The sequence below is a fragment of the Pseudomonas sp. TE3911 genome, assembly GCF_054062775.1.
The window spans coordinates 3993219-4012106 of the sequence record NZ_JBSSFP010000001.1; the positions used below are offsets into that span (position 1 = coordinate 3993219).

16 protein-coding genes are annotated in these 18888 nt (G+C 60.6%); 8 read left to right on the forward strand and 8 right to left on the reverse strand.

Annotated elements, in window-relative coordinates:
• Nucleotides 1–43 precede the first annotated feature (43 nt).
• Nucleotides 44–1657, forward strand: a complete 1614-nt coding sequence (locus tag ACVWXD_RS18115) for an NAD(P)/FAD-dependent oxidoreductase (RefSeq protein WP_099601288.1) — start codon at nucleotides 44–46, stop codon at nucleotides 1655–1657.
• A gap of 122 nt (nucleotides 1658–1779) precedes the next feature.
• Here ACVWXD_RS18115 and ACVWXD_RS18120 read toward each other — a convergent pair whose 3' ends face one another.
• Nucleotides 1780–2874 (reverse strand): PLP-dependent cysteine synthase family protein, encoded by a 1095-nt coding sequence (locus tag ACVWXD_RS18120; RefSeq protein WP_095184027.1) that lies wholly within the window; start codon nucleotides 2872–2874, stop codon nucleotides 1780–1782.
• Nucleotides 2875–3090: 216 nt separating this feature from the next.
• On the opposite strand from ACVWXD_RS18120, the gene nhaA reads away from it, so the two are divergent.
• Nucleotides 3091–4266, forward strand: coding sequence for a Na+/H+ antiporter NhaA (gene nhaA, locus ACVWXD_RS18125; protein ID WP_095184026.1), 1176 nt, complete (start codon nucleotides 3091–3093; stop codon nucleotides 4264–4266).
• A gap of 77 nt (nucleotides 4267–4343) precedes the next feature.
• On the opposite strand, the gene ACVWXD_RS18130 is transcribed toward nhaA, so the two are convergent.
• From ACVWXD_RS18130 to dinG, 6 genes are all read right to left on the reverse strand, one after another.
• The gene (locus tag ACVWXD_RS18130; protein ID WP_003189251.1) at nucleotides 4344–4808 is read right to left on the reverse strand and encodes an outer membrane lipoprotein; all 465 of its coding nucleotides are present in this window, start codon (nucleotides 4806–4808) and stop codon (nucleotides 4344–4346) included.
• A 264-nt stretch (nucleotides 4809–5072) separates the two neighbouring features.
• The gene (pdxH, locus tag ACVWXD_RS18135; protein WP_032891594.1) at nucleotides 5073–5720 is read right to left on the reverse strand and encodes a pyridoxamine 5'-phosphate oxidase; all 648 of its coding nucleotides are present in this window, start codon (nucleotides 5718–5720) and stop codon (nucleotides 5073–5075) included.
• A gap of 27 nt (nucleotides 5721–5747) precedes the next feature.
• Nucleotides 5748–6890, reverse strand: coding sequence for an OmpA family protein (locus ACVWXD_RS18140; protein WP_260366658.1), 1143 nt, complete (start codon nucleotides 6888–6890; stop codon nucleotides 5748–5750).
• Between the two features lie 143 nt (nucleotides 6891–7033).
• Nucleotides 7034–8179 carry a serine hydrolase domain-containing protein gene (locus ACVWXD_RS18145; protein ID WP_181642718.1) on the reverse strand — a complete coding sequence of 382 codons (1146 nt, stop codon included), beginning with the start codon at nucleotides 8177–8179 and terminating at the stop codon, nucleotides 7034–7036.
• An 82-nt stretch (nucleotides 8180–8261) separates the two neighbouring features.
• Nucleotides 8262–10559 (reverse strand): beta-galactosidase, encoded by a 2298-nt coding sequence (locus tag ACVWXD_RS18150; protein ID WP_260366659.1) that lies wholly within the window; start codon nucleotides 10557–10559, stop codon nucleotides 8262–8264.
• Between the two features lie 88 nt (nucleotides 10560–10647).
• Nucleotides 10648–12792, reverse strand: coding sequence for an ATP-dependent DNA helicase DinG (gene dinG, locus ACVWXD_RS18155; protein ID WP_181642720.1), 2145 nt, complete (start codon nucleotides 12790–12792; stop codon nucleotides 10648–10650).
• 99 nt (nucleotides 12793–12891) lie between these two features.
• Here dinG and ACVWXD_RS18160 point away from each other — a divergent pair, with 99 nt between their 5' ends.
• Nucleotides 12892–13356 (forward strand): CopD family protein, encoded by a 465-nt coding sequence (locus ACVWXD_RS18160; protein ID WP_032891599.1) that lies wholly within the window; start codon nucleotides 12892–12894, stop codon nucleotides 13354–13356.
• A 76-nt stretch (nucleotides 13357–13432) separates the two neighbouring features.
• On the opposite strand, the gene ACVWXD_RS18165 is transcribed toward ACVWXD_RS18160, so the two are convergent.
• Nucleotides 13433–14191 carry a collagen-like protein gene (locus ACVWXD_RS18165; protein ID WP_457371233.1) on the reverse strand — a complete coding sequence of 253 codons (759 nt, stop codon included), beginning with the start codon at nucleotides 14189–14191 and terminating at the stop codon, nucleotides 13433–13435.
• Nucleotides 14192–14435: 244 nt separating this feature from the next.
• Here ACVWXD_RS18165 and ACVWXD_RS18170 point away from each other — a divergent pair, with 244 nt between their 5' ends.
• The 5 genes from ACVWXD_RS18170 to ACVWXD_RS18190 all read left to right on the forward strand — a co-directional run bounded on the left by ACVWXD_RS18170 (nucleotide 14436) and on the right by ACVWXD_RS18190 (nucleotide 18741).
• The gene (locus ACVWXD_RS18170) at nucleotides 14436–14933 is read left to right on the forward strand and encodes a DUF6231 family protein (RefSeq protein ID WP_181642721.1); all 498 of its coding nucleotides are present in this window, start codon (nucleotides 14436–14438) and stop codon (nucleotides 14931–14933) included.
• A 4-nt stretch (nucleotides 14934–14937) separates the two neighbouring features.
• On the forward strand, nucleotides 14938–15408 hold the full coding sequence (locus ACVWXD_RS18175) for a YchJ family protein (protein WP_179179434.1): 471 nt from the start codon (nucleotides 14938–14940) through the stop codon (nucleotides 15406–15408).
• A 19-nt stretch (nucleotides 15409–15427) separates the two neighbouring features.
• Nucleotides 15428–15910 (forward strand): LEA type 2 family protein, encoded by a 483-nt coding sequence (locus ACVWXD_RS18180; RefSeq protein WP_032891606.1) that lies wholly within the window; start codon nucleotides 15428–15430, stop codon nucleotides 15908–15910.
• The gene (locus tag ACVWXD_RS18185; protein ID WP_099601284.1) at nucleotides 15907–16119 is read left to right on the forward strand and encodes an SEC-C metal-binding domain-containing protein; all 213 of its coding nucleotides are present in this window, start codon (nucleotides 15907–15909) and stop codon (nucleotides 16117–16119) included. The genes ACVWXD_RS18180 and ACVWXD_RS18185 overlap by 4 nt, the downstream gene beginning before the upstream one ends.
• Nucleotides 16120–16299: 180 nt before the next feature.
• Nucleotides 16300–18741: a penicillin acylase family protein gene (locus ACVWXD_RS18190; protein ID WP_181642722.1), complete on the forward strand. Its 2442-nt coding sequence runs from the start codon at nucleotides 16300–16302 to the stop codon at nucleotides 18739–18741.
• Nucleotides 18742–18888: the final 147 nt, after the last annotated feature.

Here is an 18888-nt window from a genome sequence, read left to right on the forward strand (position 1 = left end):
CAAAACCGCCGGCCTTACCGAATGCCGCACACCGGATCCCGTCATGTTACGAATCACCGAACTCAAGCTGCCCATCGACCATCCCGAAGAAGACCTGCGGCCTGCCATCCTGGCGCGCCTTGGCATCGCCAGTGATGACCTGCTCGATTTCACCCTCTTCAAACGCAGCTACGACGCCCGTAAAAAATCGTCGGAGCTGTGCTTCATCTACACCATCGACTTGGATGTGAAGGGTGAAGCCGCCCTGCTGCTCAAGTTTGCCGATGACCGCAACGTCAACCCGGCGCCGGATGTCAGCTACAAAGTAGTCGGCCAAGCGCCCGAAGGCCTGGCTGAACGGCCGATCGTAGTCGGTTTTGGCCCGTGCGGGATCTTCGCCGGGCTGCTGCTGGCACAGATGGGTTTCAAGCCGATCATCCTCGAACGCGGCAAGGAAGTGCGCCAGCGCACCAAAGATACCTGGGGCCTGTGGCGCAAAAGCGTACTGAACCCCGAGTCCAACGTGCAGTTTGGTGAAGGCGGCGCCGGCACCTTCTCCGACGGCAAGCTTTACAGCCAGATCAAAGACCCGAAATTCCACGGTCGCAAAGTACTCCACGAGTTCGTCAAAGCCGGCGCGCCGGAAGAAATCCTCTACGTCAGTAAGCCGCACATCGGTACCTTCCGCCTGACCGGCGTGGTGGAACACATGCGCGAGCAGATCATCGCCCTGGGCGGTGAGGTGCGTTTCGAGCAACGCGTGACTGACGTGCTGATTGAAGACGGCCAACTGAACGGCGTGGTGGTGGATGGCGGCGAGCAGATCCTGTCCAGGCACGTGATCCTGGCCCTGGGCCACAGCGCCCGAGATACCTTCCGCATGCTTCACGGTCGTGGCGTATACATGGAGGCCAAGCCGTTTTCGGTGGGCTTCCGCATTGAACACCCTCAATCGCTGATCGATGCCGCGCGCCTGGGTAAATACGCCGGGCATCCGAAGCTGGGCGCCGCCGACTACAAACTGGTGCACCACGCGAAGAATGGTCGCTCGGTCTACAGCTTCTGCATGTGCCCTGGCGGCACCGTGGTGGCGGCCACCTCCGAGCCGAACCGCGTTGTGACCAACGGCATGAGCCAGTACTCACGTAACGAGCGCAATGCCAACTCCGGCATCGTGGTCGGCATCACGCCGGAAGTGGACTACCCCGGTGGCCCGCTGGCGGGTATCGAGTTGCAGGAACGCCTGGAGTCCCACGCCTACATTCTCGGTGGCAGCAACTACGAAGCCCCGGCACAACTGGTGGGTGATTTCATCGCCGGCAAGCCGTCCACTGCCCTCGGCAGTGTGGAACCGTCCTACAAGCCTGGCGTGGCTCTGGGCGACCTGGCGTTGGCGCTGCCGGACTTCGCCATCGAAGCCATCCGCGAAGCGCTGCCGGCGTTCGAGAAGCAAATCAAAGGCTACTCGCTGCACGATGCGGTACTGACCGGTATCGAAACGCGCACCTCGTCGCCGCTGCGGATAACCCGTGACGAATCGATGCAGAGCCTGAACGTTAAAGGCCTGTTTCCGGCCGGTGAAGGCGCGGGTTATGCCGGTGGGATTTTGTCGGCGGGTGTTGATGGGATTCGAATTGCCGAGGCGTTGGCGCGGGATATGTTGGGCATCGAGGCCTGAGCACATCCGTGTTCACAAGTGGGAGGGGGCTTGCTCCCGATAGCAGTGGATCAGTCAGGACACATGTGACTGGTCCACCTTCATTGGGAGCAAGCTCCCTCCCACACGGTTTTTGCGTGATTTCAGATGTTAGCGCGCAGGATGCAATCCGGTAGCGGCTCGCCCCGCTCCACACTGGCCGCAACGGCCGCGATTAGCCCTTGCAACTCGTACCCCTGCCCCGCCAACCACACCGGGTTGTAATAGGTTGTGGCGTATCGCTCGCCACCATCGCACAAGATCGCCACGATAGAACCCGACTCCCCCGCAGCCTTCATCTGCTGCGCTGCCACCAACGCGCCAACCAAGTTGGTCCCGCTGGAACCGCCCACTCTCCGCCCCAATCGCTCTGCCAGGTAATGCATGGCTGCCAGTGAAAGCGCATCCGGGACCTTGACCATTGCGTCGATCACCTTCGGCAAAAACGACGCCTCGACCCGTGGCCGGCCAATGCCTTCGATACGCGAACCGCAGTCCAGGCGCAGGCTGGCGTCACCCGTCTGGTAATAGTCAAAAAACACCGATCGCTCAGCATCGGCGCATAGCACGCGGGTGGCGTGCTGGCGATACCGCACGTAGCGACCCAATGTCGCCGTGGTGCCGCCAGTGCCGGGGCTGGAAATCAGCCAGCTCGGCTCGGGATGCTGCTCGAAACGCATCTGCTGGAAGATCGACTCGGCGATGTTGTTGTTCGCGCGCCAGTCGGTAGCGCGCTCGGCGTAGGTGAACTGATCCATGAAGTGACCGCCACTTTCCCGCGCCAAGCGCTCGGATTCTGCGTAGATCTGTGTGGGATCTTTTACCAGATGGCTCTTACCGCCATAGAAGGCAATCTGCGCGATTTTTTCCTGGGAAGTGCTGGCCGGCATCACCGCGATAAACGGCAGGCCGAGCAGCCGAGCAAAGTAGGCTTCGGAGATCGCCGTGGAGCCGCTGGAGGCTTCAATCACTGGTGCTCCGGGCTTGAGCCAACCATTGCACAGCGCATACAGAAACAGCGAGCGGGCCAGCCGGTGTTTGAGGCTGCCGGTGGGATGGCTCGACTCGTCCTTGAAGTACAACTCGATACCCGGCAAACCTGGCAGCGGCAAGGGGATCAGGTGGGTGTCAGCGCTGCGCTGGAAGTCTGCTTCGATGATACGAATGGCTTCGCGAGCCCAGGGACGATGGTCACTCATGGTCGGTTTCTCTAAGAATTTCCAGGTCAATATTAGGATCTTTCCTACACTCGACACAGATACAGTAACGTCTCAATTGGACACACAATTTCAAGCCCCTGACGCAACGCTGAACCTGCCCCCTGCTTATAACAAATAAGAATATAACTTTTGTTTTAACAACTAACGGTACGGGTTAGGGTACCCGCCTATTGAATCCGGATTGGAGAGCACCCCTTGGCTCTGCGTAGCACTTTCACTCGTTTCTTCCAGCTGGAAGCCGCCAGCGGTCTGTTGTTGATCGCCGCTGCGGCCCTGGCATTGATCATCAATAACTCACCGTTGTCCCACCTGTACGGCGCGTTTCTCGACGTGCCGGTGGTGGCGCAGATTGGCGCGTTGAAAATCGACAAGCCAGCCTTGTTGTGGATCAACGATGGCCTGATGGCTCTGTTCTTCCTGTTGATCGGCCTGGAGGTCAAGCGCGAGTTGCTTGACGGCCATCTGTCCAAACCGTCGCAAGTGGTCCTGCCCGGTGCAGCCGCCATCGGCGGTATGGTGGTGCCGGCGCTGATCTACTGGGCGATCAACAAGGACTACCCCGCCGCCCTCTCCGGTTGGGCAATCCCCATGGCCACCGACATTGCCTTCGCCCTGGGCGTGTTGGCGCTGCTGGGCAAGCGCGTCCCGACGTCCTTGAAACTGTTCCTGATGACCCTGGCGATCATCGATGACCTGGGCGCGATCATCGTGATCGCAGTGTTTTATTCCGCCGATTTGTCCGGTGCAGCCTTGGCTGGCGCGGGCGCCTGTCTGGTGGCCTTGATCGCGATGAACCGCCTCGGAGTGATCAAGCTCTGGGCCTATCTGATCGTCGGCCTGATCCTGTGGGTATGCGTGCTCAAGAGTGGCGTGCACGCCACACTGGCCGGCGTGACGCTGGCGTTCTGCATCCCGATGCGCACTAAGAACGCCGAGCCCTCGCCGCTGCTGACCCTCGAACACGCTCTGCACCCGTGGGTGGCGTACGGCATCCTGCCGCTGTTCGCCTTCGCTAACGCTGGCGTTTCCCTCACCGGCGTCAGCCTGGAGAGCTTCACCCACCACGTGCCCATGGGCATTGCCGCCGGCCTGCTGATCGGCAAGACCATCGGTGTGTTCGGCCTCACTTGGCTGGCCATCAAGACGGGTCTCGCCACACTGCCTAACGGCGCCAACTGGGGCCAAGTCTTCGGCGTGGCGATCCTGTGCGGTATCGGCTTCACCATGAGCCTGTTCGTCGGCTCCCTGGCATTCGTGCCGGGCGCCAGCGAATTTGCCGGCGAGGATCGAATGGGGATTCTGACCGGGTCGATATTGGCAGCATGTATTGGATATCTGGTGACGGCGATGGCGAGTCGTAAAAAAGCCTGATCCCCCAGAAACCGCGCCCACAAAAAAACCCCAACCGGTCACCCGGTTGGGGTTTTTCTTTACCTGCTGCTTACCGATTAACGGGTAACGCGACTGGTACCATCGACCGTCATGATGCGCACGCGGTCGCCAATGCGGAAGATTTCGTTCTCCTGCACAGCCTGGACGTAAGCGCGCATGCTGCCATCGTCTTCGCGAACGGTGATTTCCACGCCTTGAGTGCGGGTCAGACCTTCTTCAGTGGCCGAGCCCAGCAGGCCGCCAGCGACTGCGCCGATCACAGCAGTGACGATGCTGCCACGGCCGCCGCCGATGGCGCTGCCGCCAACGCCGCCGATGACTGCGCCGGCAGCGCCGCCGATTGGGGTCTTGGTGCCTTCGATTTTCACCGGACGCAGGGATTCGATGGTACCCATGCGCACGGTCTGTACACGACGCGCTTCATCACGGGAATACGAATCGCCGGTCAAACTTGAGGCGCAGCCACCCAGCAGCAGCGACAGGGTGGTAAAGCAGGCAACCAGTAAAACGGACTTACGCATAGCATCAACTCCAAAGGACAGGTGTTCATTAGACGCTGCGGCTTGGCGCCTGTCACGGCAAGCACCGCAGAAAACTGCTTTCATTCAGCCTGAGTACAGACTGCGTACACCGGAAAACTCGACAAACGGTAGCTCAGTTCGTGTACCAAGAGATGTCACAACGGTTTCATCATTGTAGCCGCGCAGCCGCATGCGACCGAAGTCTCTCCCATAGAGACGTCGGTGCTGCGAACAACATTCAGATGAAGTGACGAAAGGTGACGCTCAGGGCGCCAGGCGCTCGCGGGTCCACTCGCCCCCTTGCAGGCGGTAATTCAAGCGGTCATGCAGGCGGCTGGCGCGACCTTGCCAGAACTCAATACGCTCCGGCAGCAGACGATAGCCACCCCAATGCTCGGGGCAGTCGGGCTGGGTATCGCTGAAGCGCTGCTCAGTGGCCGTGAGCAGGTCTTGCAGTTCTTCACGGTCACGAATGACCTGGCTTTGCGGGGAAGCCCAAGCGCCGAGACGGCTGCCCAGAGGACGGACCTGGTAATAAGCATCCGACTCCTGAGGCGTGACCTTGACCACCCGCCCTTCGATGCGCACCTGGCGCTCCAGGGTCGGCCAGAAAAACGTCATGGCTGCAAACGGCCGCGCCGCGAGTTGTTCACCCTTGGCGCTCTGATAGTTGGTGAAGAAGGTAAAGCCCTGCGTATCCAAGCCCTTGAGCAGCAGGATGCGGCAGTGCGGGCGACCTTCCTGGTCGACCGTAGCCAGGGTCATGGCATTGGCTTCCACCGGGGGCTGCTCGGTTTTCACCGCATCGGCAAACCACTGGTGGAACAACGCAAACGGCTCGCCCGGGGCCTGGGCCTCGCTCAAACCGTCCCGTGTGTAGTCACGGCGCATATCGGCCAGTGCCTGGGTCATGCGGCTTTATCCTTCTGGTTCAGCAGATCAGTTTTTTGCCTGGTCGTTCGCCGGTGCAGCAGCCTTGGCTTTGGCCGGGGCAGTTTTCTTGGCAGCTGGCTTGGCCGGCGCCTTTTTAGCGGCTGGCTTGGCGGCAGCTTTCTTCGCGGCCGGAGCTTTTTTCGCCGCAGCTTTGGCTGCCGGAGCCGGTGCAGGTACGTTCTGCACGGCAACCATTTCAGCCACAGGCGGCGTCTTGCCCGAGTTGTACTTGCTCAGCAGCGCCAACATAGTTGTACGCTGAGTGAACATAATTTCCATGCGACGGTTCAGCGCACGGCCCTGGGTGCTGTCGTTGGCGGCACGTGGCATCAGGTCACCCATGCCACGCAGCATCAGGCGATCCTGCTTCAAACCGCTGAGGCTGAAAATCGAAGCGATAGACTGCGCGCGCTCCCTGCTCAGCGCCTGGCTCGCCGGGGCGGTGCCGGTGGCGTCAACGTGACCCAAGACCAGTACGGCGGTCTTGGGATCTGCTTCAACAGCCTTGGCAACACGCGTGAACGGGCCAAGGGTAACCGGCAACAGCATGGCTGGACGTTTTGGGTTGTAGGAGCCATCGACCGGCGCAATCACGACGAGCACGTTGTCGCGACGTTCCAGTTGCAGGTTGCTGTCCTTGATGGCGGCGCGCAGGCGCGGCTCATAGTCGTCCAACCAGGCCTGGGTGATTTTCGGGTCCGGCATCGGCACGTTGGTCACGTCGACCTTGGACAATGGCTTGGGTTTGCTTTCGAACGGCCACCACCAGTGAGTTTCGCTGTCGGTCTTGGCGACGGCTGGTGCAGCGGCAGCGGCCGGAGTGGCGGCCTTGAGGTCGGCTTTCAGGTCTGCGGCCTTGGCATCGGCAGCCTTTTCGTCGGTGCTTTTGGAGGAGAACGGCCACCAGCTGGAGCCGGTGTCAGCCTTGGCTGCCGGAGCAGGCGCAGCGGCTACAGGTGCGGCAGGCTTGGCGCCAACTGCGGGTTTGGCATCCGGCTTGGCCTCGGTCTGGGTCACGACGTCCTTGGTAGCGGCCTTATCAGATCCAAATGACCACCAATGCCCACCCTCGGCATCATTCTGTGGAGTTTGTGCGCAGCCGGTAATGGTGAGGCAAAGCGCCAGTGCCAAGGACTTGTTCGATAACATGAGATATCCACAAAATGAGAAAAGAAACGGGGGTCTGGATGACCCGTTAAACAGACGCTTACAGAACATTAAAGTTACATCATTTCGTTCAGCGTCTTCTTATAGTTGCCTTTGTAACAAAAAAATGTGAAACAGCAAGGGGTTTACAGACAACCGGCCAATATTCCGACCAACTTCTGTGCACGAGGGTCCATAAGTACATAAGGCCCCAATGTATTAGTCACGAAACCAAACGCTACATCGTGTTCGGGGTCGGCAAAACCTACCGATCCACCTGCACCAGGATGCCCAAAAGCACGCGGGCCAAGGCCGAATGTGGCATTAGGCATCTGCGGTTGATCCAACATGCAGCCCAAGCCAAAGCGAGTTTGTGTCAATAATGTTTTATCCGGCCCGATACTGTGTTCACGGGTCAACTCTTCGAGCATGTCGGCTTCCAACAAACTACCGTCCAACAAACCACTATAAAAACCCGCCAGGCTACGCGCATTACCGTGACCATTAGCCGCGGGCTGCTGCATGCGTCGCCATTCAGGTTTATTAGTACTGGTCAAAATAGACGGTGGATTGGCAAATGCCCGTGTGGTCATGGCGGTGGGTTCACGCATCATTACTTGCAGTAAACGTTGCGCAGCTTCATCGCCCATATTGCCTTTGCTGCGCGCTATATGGGCAACACGATAAAACTCTTCATCCGCCAGGCCCACATGAAAGTCCAGGCCCAACGGCCGTGCAACGCGCGCCACAATGGATTCACCAGGCCCACGCCCATCGGCGCGGCGCAGCAGTTCGCCGACCAGCCAGCCGTAGGTGATCGCCTCGTAACCATGGCCTTGGCCCGGCGTCCACCAGGGTGCTTCGGCCGCGAGGGTGTCGACCATCAGTTGCCAGTCATACAGGGCCTCGGTGGGCAGCATCTCGCGGATCGCCGGCAAACCCGCCTGATGGCAGAGCAACTGGCGCAGCGTGATGCTTTCCTTACCGGCAGCGGCAAATTCCGGCCAGTACTTGGCAACTGGAGCGTCCAACTGCAACTTACCCTCAGCCACCAATTGCAGGGCCGTGACGGCAGTAAATGTCTTGGTGCAGGAGAAAAGATTGACGATGGTGTCGCTGTGCCAGGCCTCGGCACCGTCCTTGTCAGCGGTGCCGGCCCACAGATCGACCACGGTTTCGCCGCCGATCTGAATGCAAAGCCCGGCGCCACGCTCCTGTGGGTCATCGAACAGCGCGGCAAACGCTTCACGTACCGCTTCGAACTGGAGTTCGTAATGACCCTGAATCTGCACGTAAGCCGCCTCGAAAAACACCATTGAAAGTGGCCGACATTGTTCCAGCCCTTGTAGGTTTTGTGAACCCGTCAGCGATCAATCAATGACCGTTGGCGGAGTGCCCACCGGCATGCCCGGCGCCCTGCCCTGCGCCTTTGCCGTCATGCCCAGACTTACCGCCTTCACCTTCACGGACAGCGCTTGCCGCCTTGGCCTTTTCCGCCTCCTTGCCCAGTTGGTCCACCGCCGCCAGGTTGCTTTTACGCACGCTGTCGACAAAGCCCTGATAAGGCACGTCGGTGATGCCCACCAAGCCGAAGTGGCCGTTTTCACCGTCCAGCAAACGGCCGGTCACGGGTTGGTCCAGGTACTGGAACCAGTGCACACCCACAATCGAAGGTTCGGCCATGGCTTGCTTGAGGAAGTTGGCGTACGCCGCGCCACGGTCCTCTTCCCTGGCCAACTGGGTCACGCCGCCCCAGAACGGGCCACGGTCGGCAGAGCCAAAGTTGAATTCAGTGATCAGCACCGGTTTATCCAACGCGCGCAGCGCAGCGAAGTCGTAACCGTCCTGGGGCTTGAGGGTGTACATGTTGAAGCTCAGCACATCGCAATACTGTGCGCACGAAGCCACAGCCTCGGGCGTGCTCACCGCATAGCGACCACCCAGCAACAACTGGTTCGGCGCGTGCCATTTCAGCGAATCGGAGATGGTCTTGAAATAAGCATCGGCAAAGGTTTTCTGGAAGTATTTAAAGTCGGCCTCGATTTCCGGGTGCTCAGTGTTGGGAATCGGTGGTTCAAAGCCTGGATCTTCCATCAGCTCCCAACCCGCCAATTCGATGCCCCAGGCTTTCGACAAGCCTTCTTCATTGCGGTACTTGTCCCGCAATTGTTTGAGGAAAGCGCGTTTGGCTGGAACGTCGGTGGTCATACGCAACGTGCCGTAGGCCAAGGCGTAGCGGGATTTCGGATCATCACCCGGCCCTGCCCAGGCCAGTTCGTTATCGGCAAAGAAGCCGATCAGCCACGGGTCGTCGCGATGGTCGCGGGCAGCAATCGCAACGGCACGCTCGGTCGCCATGGCGAAGCGTGGGTCAAACGGATCGGGCATGCCGCCCCACCAGTCGGTGCCGGTGCTGATGCTGGCGTAATCGCCGACGATCGACAGCGGCAAGGTATAGGGGACGCGGTCGGCACGGGCCAAAGCCTCGTCGCTCCAGTTGCCCACGGTGTTGAAACCCCAGGCTTGCAGGCGGTCTAGGGTGTGAGTCACCCAGCGTTTCTGGTCGAAGCCTTCGCCACCATAGGCCCGCTGCAGGTTGGCGCCATAGAAATCGTACCAACGCCCGGCGCCAAAACTACGCCCCTCACCCGCACCGTTACCGGTGCGGTTATCGCCGCTGCCGTAATACTTTTCCAAGGGCTCACCAGCCTTGGGCAACGCCGCAAACATCCATTCACGACCGGCCACGTAGGTCTGGCTGTTATCCGGGGCCACGGTATTGACGCCCAGGGAGTAGAACGGATGGCCCTCAGGCGTTACCAGATACCAGCGGCCGTCACGCTTCTCCGTGTGGAAAAAGCCGCTGGCATTGAATGCAGGGCCTTTGTTCCAGCCACCAAACCTGTCCAATGCGGACTTATCCCGCGCAGCCAACCAGCCTTGAAGCTGGGTTTGCTCTTTGGCCGCGGCGGCCTTGAGCTGCTCGTCGCTGCTGACCTTCTCTGGCCAACGCGCACGGGTGGATTGGCCATAGGTATCCACTAACTCGCTGTAGGCGGCCTTCAATACCGGCTCACTATCCTGAACACCAAAGCGCTCCAGCAGGATGCTTTGGGCCGCGTTGGGCTTGATCATCGACAACGTCACCGAGACCACCTGGCTGCGGTCGATTTCCCCAGCGCTGCCAGCCAGCAACACACGCTGGCCATCAACAGTAATCGGCATCGGCGGGCCGGCCTTCATGCCCTGACTCAGCGGCGAGTTGGCTTGCAGCGGGATCAGCAGGGTCTGTGCCGGGCCGGCCGGCAGGTCGATTCGACTGACCAACGTCTTGCCGTCACTGCTCTGCACCTTGACGTAAAGGGTCAGCGCCCAGTCCATGGCACTCTGAATACGCAGGCTCATGGCGCTGGACTGCGACCAGTCCCACACCCCCGTCTGCGGGCTAAGCACCAAGCTGGGTTCGGCGGCCGGGTTGAAGGTGATACGGCGCAACACCTCACCTTCGGGGGTTTGCTCGGCGTTGTATTGCGGCAGGCTGGCGTCCTGGGTCGCCACCTTGACCACATCGGCAGGCCGGACGAAGTTGAACAGGGTTTGTTGCCCGGCGGGCGCCGCCATCAAGGGCGCAGCGAACAGCAGGGCAAAAAGGGCGGGCAGCGTGCGAATCATACGAGCAAGGTTCTCCCAAACGGCCGGTGAATGGCCTGATGACATTGATGAGATAGACCACGAAGTGGGCGAATCCGCCCACAGTGGCTTAAGAAATTTCGCGCCGGAACGGCGGTAAAGCATTCAGGATAGCTTTGCCGTAGCGCTGGGTGACCAAACGACGGTCGAGCAAGGTGATGGTGCCGCGGTCTTCTTCCGTACGCAGCAACCGCCCGCAGGCCTGCACCAGCTTCAACGAAGCATCCGGCACCGAGATTTCCATGAACGGGTTACCGCCCCGCGCTTCGATCCATTCGGCCAACGCGGCCTCTACCGGATCATCCGGCACCGAGAACGGGATCTTGGCGATCACCACGTGCTCGCAGTACGCGCCCGGCAAGTCGACACCTTCGGCAAAGCTCGCCAGGCCGAACAATACGCTGGAGTCCCCGCCGTCGACGCGCGCCTTGTGCTTATTCAGGGTTTCCTGCTTGGACAGGTTGCCCTGGATAAACACCTGCTTGCGCCAGTCGCGGTCGAGGCCGTCGAACACGTCCTGCATCTGCTTGCGCGACGAGAACAGCACCAGCGTGCCCCGAGAGCCTTCGACCAAGCCCGGCAAGTCACGAATGATCGCGGCAGTGTGGGCCGGCGCGTCCCGAGGATCGGCCTTGAGGTCCGGCACCCGTAACACACCGGCGTCGGCGTGATGGAACGGGCTCGGCACCACGGCGGTGACGGCTTTTTTCGGCAGCCCGGCGCGCATGCGGAACCGGTCGAAAGTGCCCAGGGCCGTCAGCGTGGCGGAGGTGACGAGGCAGCCGTAGGCCACGTTCCACAGATTGCGCCGAAGCATTTCGGCGGCGAGGATCGGGCTGGCATTGACCTCAATATCAAACAGCGCGCCGCTTTCCGACAAGGTCAGCCAACGGGCCATGGGCGGGTTGTCTTCCGGGTCTTCGACGGTAAACGCGGTCCACAGCTCCCAGTTACCTTGGGAACGGGACAACAGGCTGCCGAACAGTGGGTACCACTCCTCGGCCTGGTTACTGGCGATGCCGATATTGACCTCGCCATCCATACCTTCCTTGAGCAAATCCGTGAGACGGGTAAACAGGTCAGTCAGGCGTGAAAAGCCTTTCTTCAGTTCAATGCCCATTTCGCGCATATGCTCGGGGATCATCCCGCCGACAAAGCGGTGACGTGGGCGCTCACGGCCCTCCACATCTTCGCCGGGCCTGAAGTCGGCGACCTGCTCGCAGGCGCTGAACATGAACTGCTGCTGGGTCTTGATCTCCCGCGCCAGCTCCGGCACCTGCTCAATCAGCTTGCCCAAGTCGCCGGGCAGCGGGTGCTGGGCGAGCAATTTGGTGAGGTTCTTCGCGGTGGTTTCCAGCCAGTCGGCGGTGGAACGCAGGCGCGTGTAGTGGGCGAAGTGGCCGATGGCCTTGTCGGGCAGGTGATGGCCTTCGTCGAACACATAGAGCGTGTCGCGAGGGTCCGGCAGGACGGCGCCGCCGCCCAGGGCCAGGTCGGCCAGGACCATGTCGTGGTTGGTGACGATTACGTCGACTTTGCCCATGCCCTCGCGCGCTTTGTAGAAAGCGCACTGACCGAAGTTCGGGCAATGGCGGTTAGTGCATTGGCTATGGTCGGTGGTCAGGCGTGCCCAGTCGGCGTCTTCAAGGGCGGTGGGCCAGCTGTCGCGGTCGCCGTCCCATTTATTGCCGGCCAGTTTCTCGATCATGCTGGTAAACAGTTTCTGGCTGACTTCATCAACCTCAATCTTGAAGCCTTCTTCTTCGAACAGCGACGCCGTGGCGGTCTGCGCGTGGCCTTCCTGCAGCAGCACGTCGAGCTTGGACAGGCACATGTAGCGGCCACGGCCCTTAGCCAGGGCAAACGTGAAGTTCAGGCCACTGTTGCGCATCAGGTCGGGCAGGTCTTTGTAGACGATCTGCTCTTGCAGGGCGACGGTAGCGGTGGCGATCACCAAGCGTTTGCCTGCGGCCTTGGCGGTCGGGATCGCAGCGAGGCTGTAGGCAACGGTCTTGCCGGTACCGGTGCCGGCTTCGACGGCCACGACCGCTGGATCACCTTCGCGGCGACCTTCGTCGTCGGTGTCGATATCCCCGAGGACCTTGGCCACTTCGGCGATCATCAGGCGTTGGCCGTAGCGCGGTTTCAAGCTCTTGGCTTCGAGAAAACGCGAGTAGGCGCCCTGGATCGTGGTTTTGAGTTCAGTGCTGATCATGGATAGTCGGGCGCAAAAAACGCTGGATAAATTTTCAGTGGTTCGGATCGGCCGCTATCATACCCCGCTAATTAATCCCGCGCAGAACGGAGTACCACAATGACCGCGTTTAGCCTCGCTTACACCCTGCATGTATTGGCCGCCCTGGTATGGGTGGGCGGTATGTTTTTCGCCTGGATGATCCTGCGACCCGCCGCCATGGCGGCACTTGAGGGCCCTGCCCGACTCAAGTTGTGGGCAAATGTGTTTCAACGTTTTTTCGTGTGGGTATGGGTGGCGGTGCTGGTTTTGCCGATCAGCGGTGTGGGCCTGCTGCAACTGCGTTTCAGCGGGTTTGAGACTGCACCGCGTTACGTGCAGGTGATGATGGGCTTATACCTGGTGATGACCGCGTTGTTTATCCGCATCCAGGCGTTGAAATTTCCGGAGTTGAAGGCGGCGGTGGCGGCTGAGGATTGGCCGGCGGGCGCGGCTGCGCTGGGGCAGATTCGCAAGTTGGTGGGGGTTAATCTGATTGTTGGGTTGGTGGTGGTCGCGATTGCTTCGGCTCGGCCGATGTTCTGAGACGACCTTTAGCCCGCTATCGGCAGCAAGCCCCCCACACCCGGAATGTATTCCAAGGTGGGAGGGGCTTGAAGTATCAGAGACGCTGAATAGTCACAGTCCCCGCAGGCCCAACCGGCCCCGGTTGTCCTTCCAAACCAGGACGGCCCTTTTCGCCGCCATCGGCGCGATACACCAGGCAGCCTTTGGATTCCCCGCCTTTGCCCGGTTTGCCCGCTGTACCCGCCAGCCCGCCAGCGCCGCCGTCCACCCAGACCTTGATATGTTCAGCCGGGAAGTCCCTAGGCAACTCCACGCGTACCTGCGCACCTGCGCCCCCCGGCAGGCCATCACCGCCATTATCACCATTGAAACCGCGCCCGGCTGAACCCCATGTGCAACCCGGATCCACACCATTGGCACCATCAAGCCCGGCATAACCCTGAGCACCGGCGCCGCCACGGGCATCCACCGACAGCTCTTCAGCCGCCAGCGAATTGATGCGCAAGGTCAGGTCTCGACCGGCTTTCGCAGGTTTTTCATGGGTGCCTGGCGCGCCGCGCGAGGTGATCTGGCTGCCATGTTCCAGTTGCGCATGACCCACCTGCAATTGCAGCCCGACAGCGCCGGGGACGATGGCGATACGTGCATCGCGCCCCAAATGCAGCTCATCGACGGTGACCTGGCTGATGGTCGAGGGGATCAGCAAGGTGCCGTAGTCCGCCACTTCCAAGCGTTCCAGCTGCAACACACTGGTGCTGCTGGGCAGGCGCATCAACGAGTTGGTTTCGACACTGACGCTCTGGGCCAGGGCAACGGGGCTGGCCAACAGAGCCAACAGAAAAACCTTACGCATCATGGGGCTCCTGAGTGTTTTCAAATTTTTCTTTGATCGCACAGTAACGACTTCTACAGGCGATTTGCCAGTGAAGGTTCAAAAAACTTGAAAGGGCGGCGGTTAAAGAGAGGATCTGCGCCGCGGCACCCCATCCCCGCATTCATTGAGGATGAACATAAAAGTAGGACTTTTCGCCATCACCTGCTCTAGGCCCACACGCTCAGCCGCGCTAGTCTCTACGGTCCTGATGTGAGGATCTCTGATGACCGCTGGTTTTTCTGCCCGTACCCCCCAGCAAGCCCTGGCCGCATTGCTCGATCTGCACCAGCCCAAACGCCTGTTGCTGTTGGGTGCCAGCCAGTTCCCGGCGCTGGATGCCTTTAAGGAAGCGCATCCCGACACCCAAGTGTTTGTGGCAACGCCTGGGCCGTTGCCCGCAGAGCTGGCCGCGCTGCGCTTTGACCTGGCATTGGTGGTCGATTGCCTGGAGCACCTGTCAAAACCTCAAGGCCTGACCCTGCTCGGCGGGATTCGCAACCTCAACGCCAGCCGCATTGCGGTGCTGGTGGATCTGGGCGCCTGCGACTGGAAGGACACAGACTTCTTCTCTCTGGCCCTGCAGGCCGGCGAACGCTTCCAGCGCGATGAGCAGGTGCTGACGCTGTTTACCTACGATCTGCTTGACTATAAACAGGTGCCGGACTGGCTCAATGCCCGCTTCTGGGCCAACCCGGAAAATTTCGGTAAGTATTGGTGGTAACCCAATGAGTACATCCATTTGTCCCTGCGGCAGTGGCAACCTGCTGGATGCCTGCTGCGGTCATTATCACGCCGGTCACCCGGCGCCCTGCGCCAGCGCGTTGATGCGCTCGCGCTACAGCGCCTATGTGCTGGGCCTGGTGGACTATTTGGTGGCGACCACATTGCCCGCGCAACAGGCGGGTTTGGATCGCGAATCCATCAGCGCCTGGAGTGCCCAGAGCACCTGGCTCGGCCTTGAGGTGGAAAGCTCGGAGGTGTTCGGCGGCCAGCCGGAACATGCCTTCGTGACCTTTACAGCGCGCTGGCACGACAGCACCGGCGAACATAGCCACCGCGAACAGTCTTCTTTCGTACAGAATGACGGGCACTGGTACTTCATCGATCCGACGGTGGAGGTGAAGGCTGGGCGCAATGACGCGTGCCTGTGCGGCAGCGGGCAAAAATTCAAGAAGTGCTGCTCCAGCTACTTCTAACCACAATAGGACCAACGCCATGCTCCGGATCTACAGCTTGATGCTGGCGTTAATCTTCGGTCTAAGCGGCTGTGCGTCGTGGTTCGAGGACGACGCGCCGCCGCCCCACGTCTCTCTGGTTAAGGTCGAAGTGGTGCGGGCCAAGTTGCTGGAACAGAAATTCAAACTGTACTTTCGCGTAGACAACCGCGACGACGCCGACCTGACCGTGCGCGGCCTGATCTACAAGGTCACCCTGGATGATTTTGTGCTGACCGAAGGCGAGTCCAACGAATGGCTCACCGTGCCGCCCCGAAGCCATGCGTTTTTCAAAGTTTCCGTACGCACCAACCTCTGGCCGCAGATACGCAGTGTCGTGCAGCTGTTGAAAAAACCCGACCAACCCGTGCCCTATCGCTTGGAAGGCGAGCTCAAAACCGGATTATTCATCGGTTATGACGTGCAGGTGGCCCACAATGGCGTGATAATCCCCGGCGATTTTATTCCGGAGCGACATCAATGACTCAGCAACCCCATGTCCATGGTCCTGACTGCAACCACGATCACGATCACCATGATCACGACCACGGCCACGATCACGGCCATGTCCACGGCCCGAACTGCGGCCACGCTCATCAAGAGCCAGTGCGCAACGCGTTGAAGGACGTTGGCCGCAACGATCCTTGCCCATGCGGCAGCGAGAAAAAATTCAAGAAGTGCCACGGGGCGTAAGCTCGATACTGTAATAGGCGCCCGGCGACGGTTCGGGCATATGAATGGGCACGGAAGGCCAATCCGCCCAAGTCCTCTTGGGCCGTTCATGAAAATAAGGCTGAGCTCCTGCTTGCGTCGGTTCGCCGCGCTCACTAACGTAGCGCCTTTACTGACGCTACCCCCCGCAGGAGCTTTGCCATGGCCTCGCCAGCCCTCTCACATTTTCTCCCCCGGTTCGGCGTTGCCGCGGCAGTGGCCAGTGCATTAAGCCTGGCCGGTTGCCAGCTCCAGAGCACCCAGGACACCTTGCCGCCCGTTGCGGGCGTACAGCCGATCAAAGGCCTGGCACAAAACGTGTCGGTGCGCCGCAATGCCCAAGGCATGCCGCTGATCGAAAGCAACACATTCCACGACGCACTGTTCAGCCTTGGGTATGTGCACGCCAGTGACCGCATCACCCAGATGGTCACCCTGCGCCTGCTGGCCCAAGGCCGTCTGGCAGAAATGTCCGGCCCAGAGGTGTTGGATGTCGACCGCTTCATGCGTGCGGTCAACCTGAAAAAAAGCGCCGGCGAGCTGTACAACGCCTCATCGCCGCGCCTCAAGCGCTTCTTCGAAGTGTATGCCCGTGGCGTCAACGCCTACCTGTTCCGCTACCGCGACAAGCTGCCGCCGGACCTGGCCCAGACCGGCTACAAGCCCGAATACTGGAAGCCGGAAGATTCGGCGCTGTTGTTCTGCCTGCTGAATTTCAGCGAGTCGGCCAACCTGCAAGAAGAGCTCGCCTCTCTGGTGCTCGCGCAAAAAGTCGGCGTCGACAAACTCGCCTGGCTTACCCCAAGCGCACCGGATGAGCCAATCCCACTGGCCGAAGCCGAGAAGCTCAAGGGCGTGAACTTCAGCCAGATCACCGGCCTGGCGGGGCTGGACACCGTCAGCCAGCAACTGGGCAGCCTCAATGCCCTGGCCGTGACCACGTCGAGCAACTGGGCCATCGGCCCGCAGCGCAGCCGCAGTGGCAAGAGCCTGCTGGCCAACGATCTCGCCGCCCAACCGCAAGCACCGTCGCCATGGAGCTACGTGCAGATTCGCGCCCCGAAATACCAGGCCGTCGGCGCCTCGATTGCCGGCTTGCCAACGCTGCTCTCCGGGTTCAACGGCAAAGTCGCGTGGAGCATGAGCACGGTCAAGGGCGATACCCAGGACCTGTTCCTGGAAAAGGTCAAACGCCAAGGCAACGCGCTGTACTACGAGAACAACGGCAAATGGCTGCCGGCCGGCGTGCGGAATGAAACCTTCTTCGTCAAAGGCCAGCGCTCGACTCGCGAAGTTGTCTACGAAACCCGTCACGGCGCCCTGCTCAACAGCAGCCAGGCGCTCACAAGCGGTCTGGGCCTGGCGTTGCAAACAGCCGACTTTAAAGACGACAAGAGCCTGGATGCGTTCTTCGACCTGTCCCGCGCGCAAAACGTCGCCAAAGCCTCGGATGCGACCCGCGAGATTCGCGCCATTGCCTTAAACATGGTGTTCGCCGACGCCACCAATATCGGCTGGCAGGTCACCGGCCGCTTCCCCAACCGCCGCGAAGGCGAGGGTCTGCTGCCGTCGCCAGGCTGGGATACGCGTTTTGACTGGGACGGCTACGCCGACGCGATGCTGCATCCTTATGACCAGGACCCGGCCCAAGGCTGGATCGGCACCGCCAACCAGCGCACCGCGCCGCGTGGCTATGGCATGCAGTTGTCCAACTCCTGGGACGCCCCGGAGCGCAGCGAGCGCCTGGCGCAATTGGCCAATGCCGGCAAGCACGACAGTCGTAGCATGATCGCCATGCAATACGACCAGACCACCACGTTCGCCGCCAAGCTCAAGACCATGTTCCAGGCTCCGGGCATGGCCCAGCCGCTGAAACAGGCGATTGATGGGTTGCCTGCGGCCGAACAGACTAAAGCGCGTGAAGCGCTGAATCGCCTGATGGCCTTCGACGGTCGCCTCGTCGCGACATCCGCCGACGCGGCCCTCTATGAGTTATTCCTGCAGGAAAGTACCAAGCAGATCTTCCTCGACGAACTCGGCCCGGAAAACAGCGCCAGTTGGAAAGCGTTTGTCAGCAACGCCAACCTCTCCTACGCCGCCCAGGCCGACCACTTGCTGAGCCGCGAAGACAGCCCGTTCTGGGACGACGTGCGCACACCGCAGAAAGAAGACAAACCGGCGATCCTGGCCCGCAGCCTCGCGGCCGCGATCACCGCGGGCGACAACCAGCTGGGCGCCGATCACAAGGCCTGGCAGTGGGGCAAGCTGCACATCACCACCTGGAAGAACACTGCTGGCCAAGTCATTCGCGGCCCGTTGGCGTCCGGCGGTGACCACAACACCTTGAATCCGGCGCCGTATAGCTGGGGCCAGGATTTCAACACCACTCAAGTCCCGGCGCTGCGCATGATCGTCGACTTCGGCCAGGTGGAACCGATGATGGGCCAGGGCGGCATCGGCCAATCCGGCAATCCCGCCAGCCCGAGCTACGCCAATGGCATCGACCCGTCGCTCAAGGCGCAATACCTGAGCTTCCCGATGCAGCCGCAGAACTTTGAGAAGGTCTATGGGAAAGCTCGGTTGACCCTGACTCCAGGCAAATAAACCAGCTTTCTCCTGAAGAAACCGGGTCAAAATGTGGGAGGGTGCTTGCTCCCGATAGCAGTGGGTCAGCCAATACAAATTTGACTGATCCACCGCCATCGGGAGCAAGCACCCTCCCACATTTGGCTCTCTGCATTTAGATAGAAC

What these genes read in the sequence shown, in the direction of transcription:
- pdxH (WP_032891594.1), bottom strand. Translation starts at nt 5,720, where the DNA reads ATGACCCAGGCACTGGCCGATATGCGCCGTGACTACACACGGGACGGT.
- ACVWXD_RS18165 (WP_457371233.1), bottom strand. Translation starts at nt 14,191, where the DNA reads ATGCGTAAGGTTTTTCTGTTGGCTCTGTTGGCCAGCCCCGTTGCCCTG.
- ACVWXD_RS18140 (WP_260366658.1), bottom strand. Translation starts at nt 6,890, where the DNA reads ATGTTATCGAACAAGTCCTTGGCACTGGCGCTTTGCCTCACCATTACC.
- ACVWXD_RS18115 (WP_099601288.1), top strand. Translation starts at nt 44, where the DNA reads ATGTTACGAATCACCGAACTCAAGCTGCCCATCGACCATCCCGAAGAA.
- ACVWXD_RS18185 (WP_099601284.1), top strand. Translation starts at nt 15,907, where the DNA reads ATGACTCAGCAACCCCATGTCCATGGTCCTGACTGCAACCACGATCAC.
- ACVWXD_RS18150 (WP_260366659.1), bottom strand. Translation starts at nt 10,559, where the DNA reads ATGATTCGCACGCTGCCCGCCCTTTTTGCCCTGCTGTTCGCTGCGCCC.
- ACVWXD_RS18120 (WP_095184027.1), bottom strand. Translation starts at nt 2,874, where the DNA reads ATGAGTGACCATCGTCCCTGGGCTCGCGAAGCCATTCGTATCATCGAA.
- ACVWXD_RS18170 (WP_181642721.1), top strand. Translation starts at nt 14,436, where the DNA reads ATGACCGCTGGTTTTTCTGCCCGTACCCCCCAGCAAGCCCTGGCCGCA.
- ACVWXD_RS18160 (WP_032891599.1), top strand. Translation starts at nt 12,892, where the DNA reads ATGACCGCGTTTAGCCTCGCTTACACCCTGCATGTATTGGCCGCCCTG.
- ACVWXD_RS18130 (WP_003189251.1), bottom strand. Translation starts at nt 4,808, where the DNA reads ATGCGTAAGTCCGTTTTACTGGTTGCCTGCTTTACCACCCTGTCGCTG.
- ACVWXD_RS18190 (WP_181642722.1), top strand. Translation starts at nt 16,300, where the DNA reads ATGGCCTCGCCAGCCCTCTCACATTTTCTCCCCCGGTTCGGCGTTGCC.
- ACVWXD_RS18175 (WP_179179434.1), top strand. Translation starts at nt 14,938, where the DNA reads ATGAGTACATCCATTTGTCCCTGCGGCAGTGGCAACCTGCTGGATGCC.
- dinG (WP_181642720.1), bottom strand. Translation starts at nt 12,792, where the DNA reads ATGATCAGCACTGAACTCAAAACCACGATCCAGGGCGCCTACTCGCGT.
- ACVWXD_RS18180 (WP_032891606.1), top strand. Translation starts at nt 15,428, where the DNA reads ATGCTCCGGATCTACAGCTTGATGCTGGCGTTAATCTTCGGTCTAAGC.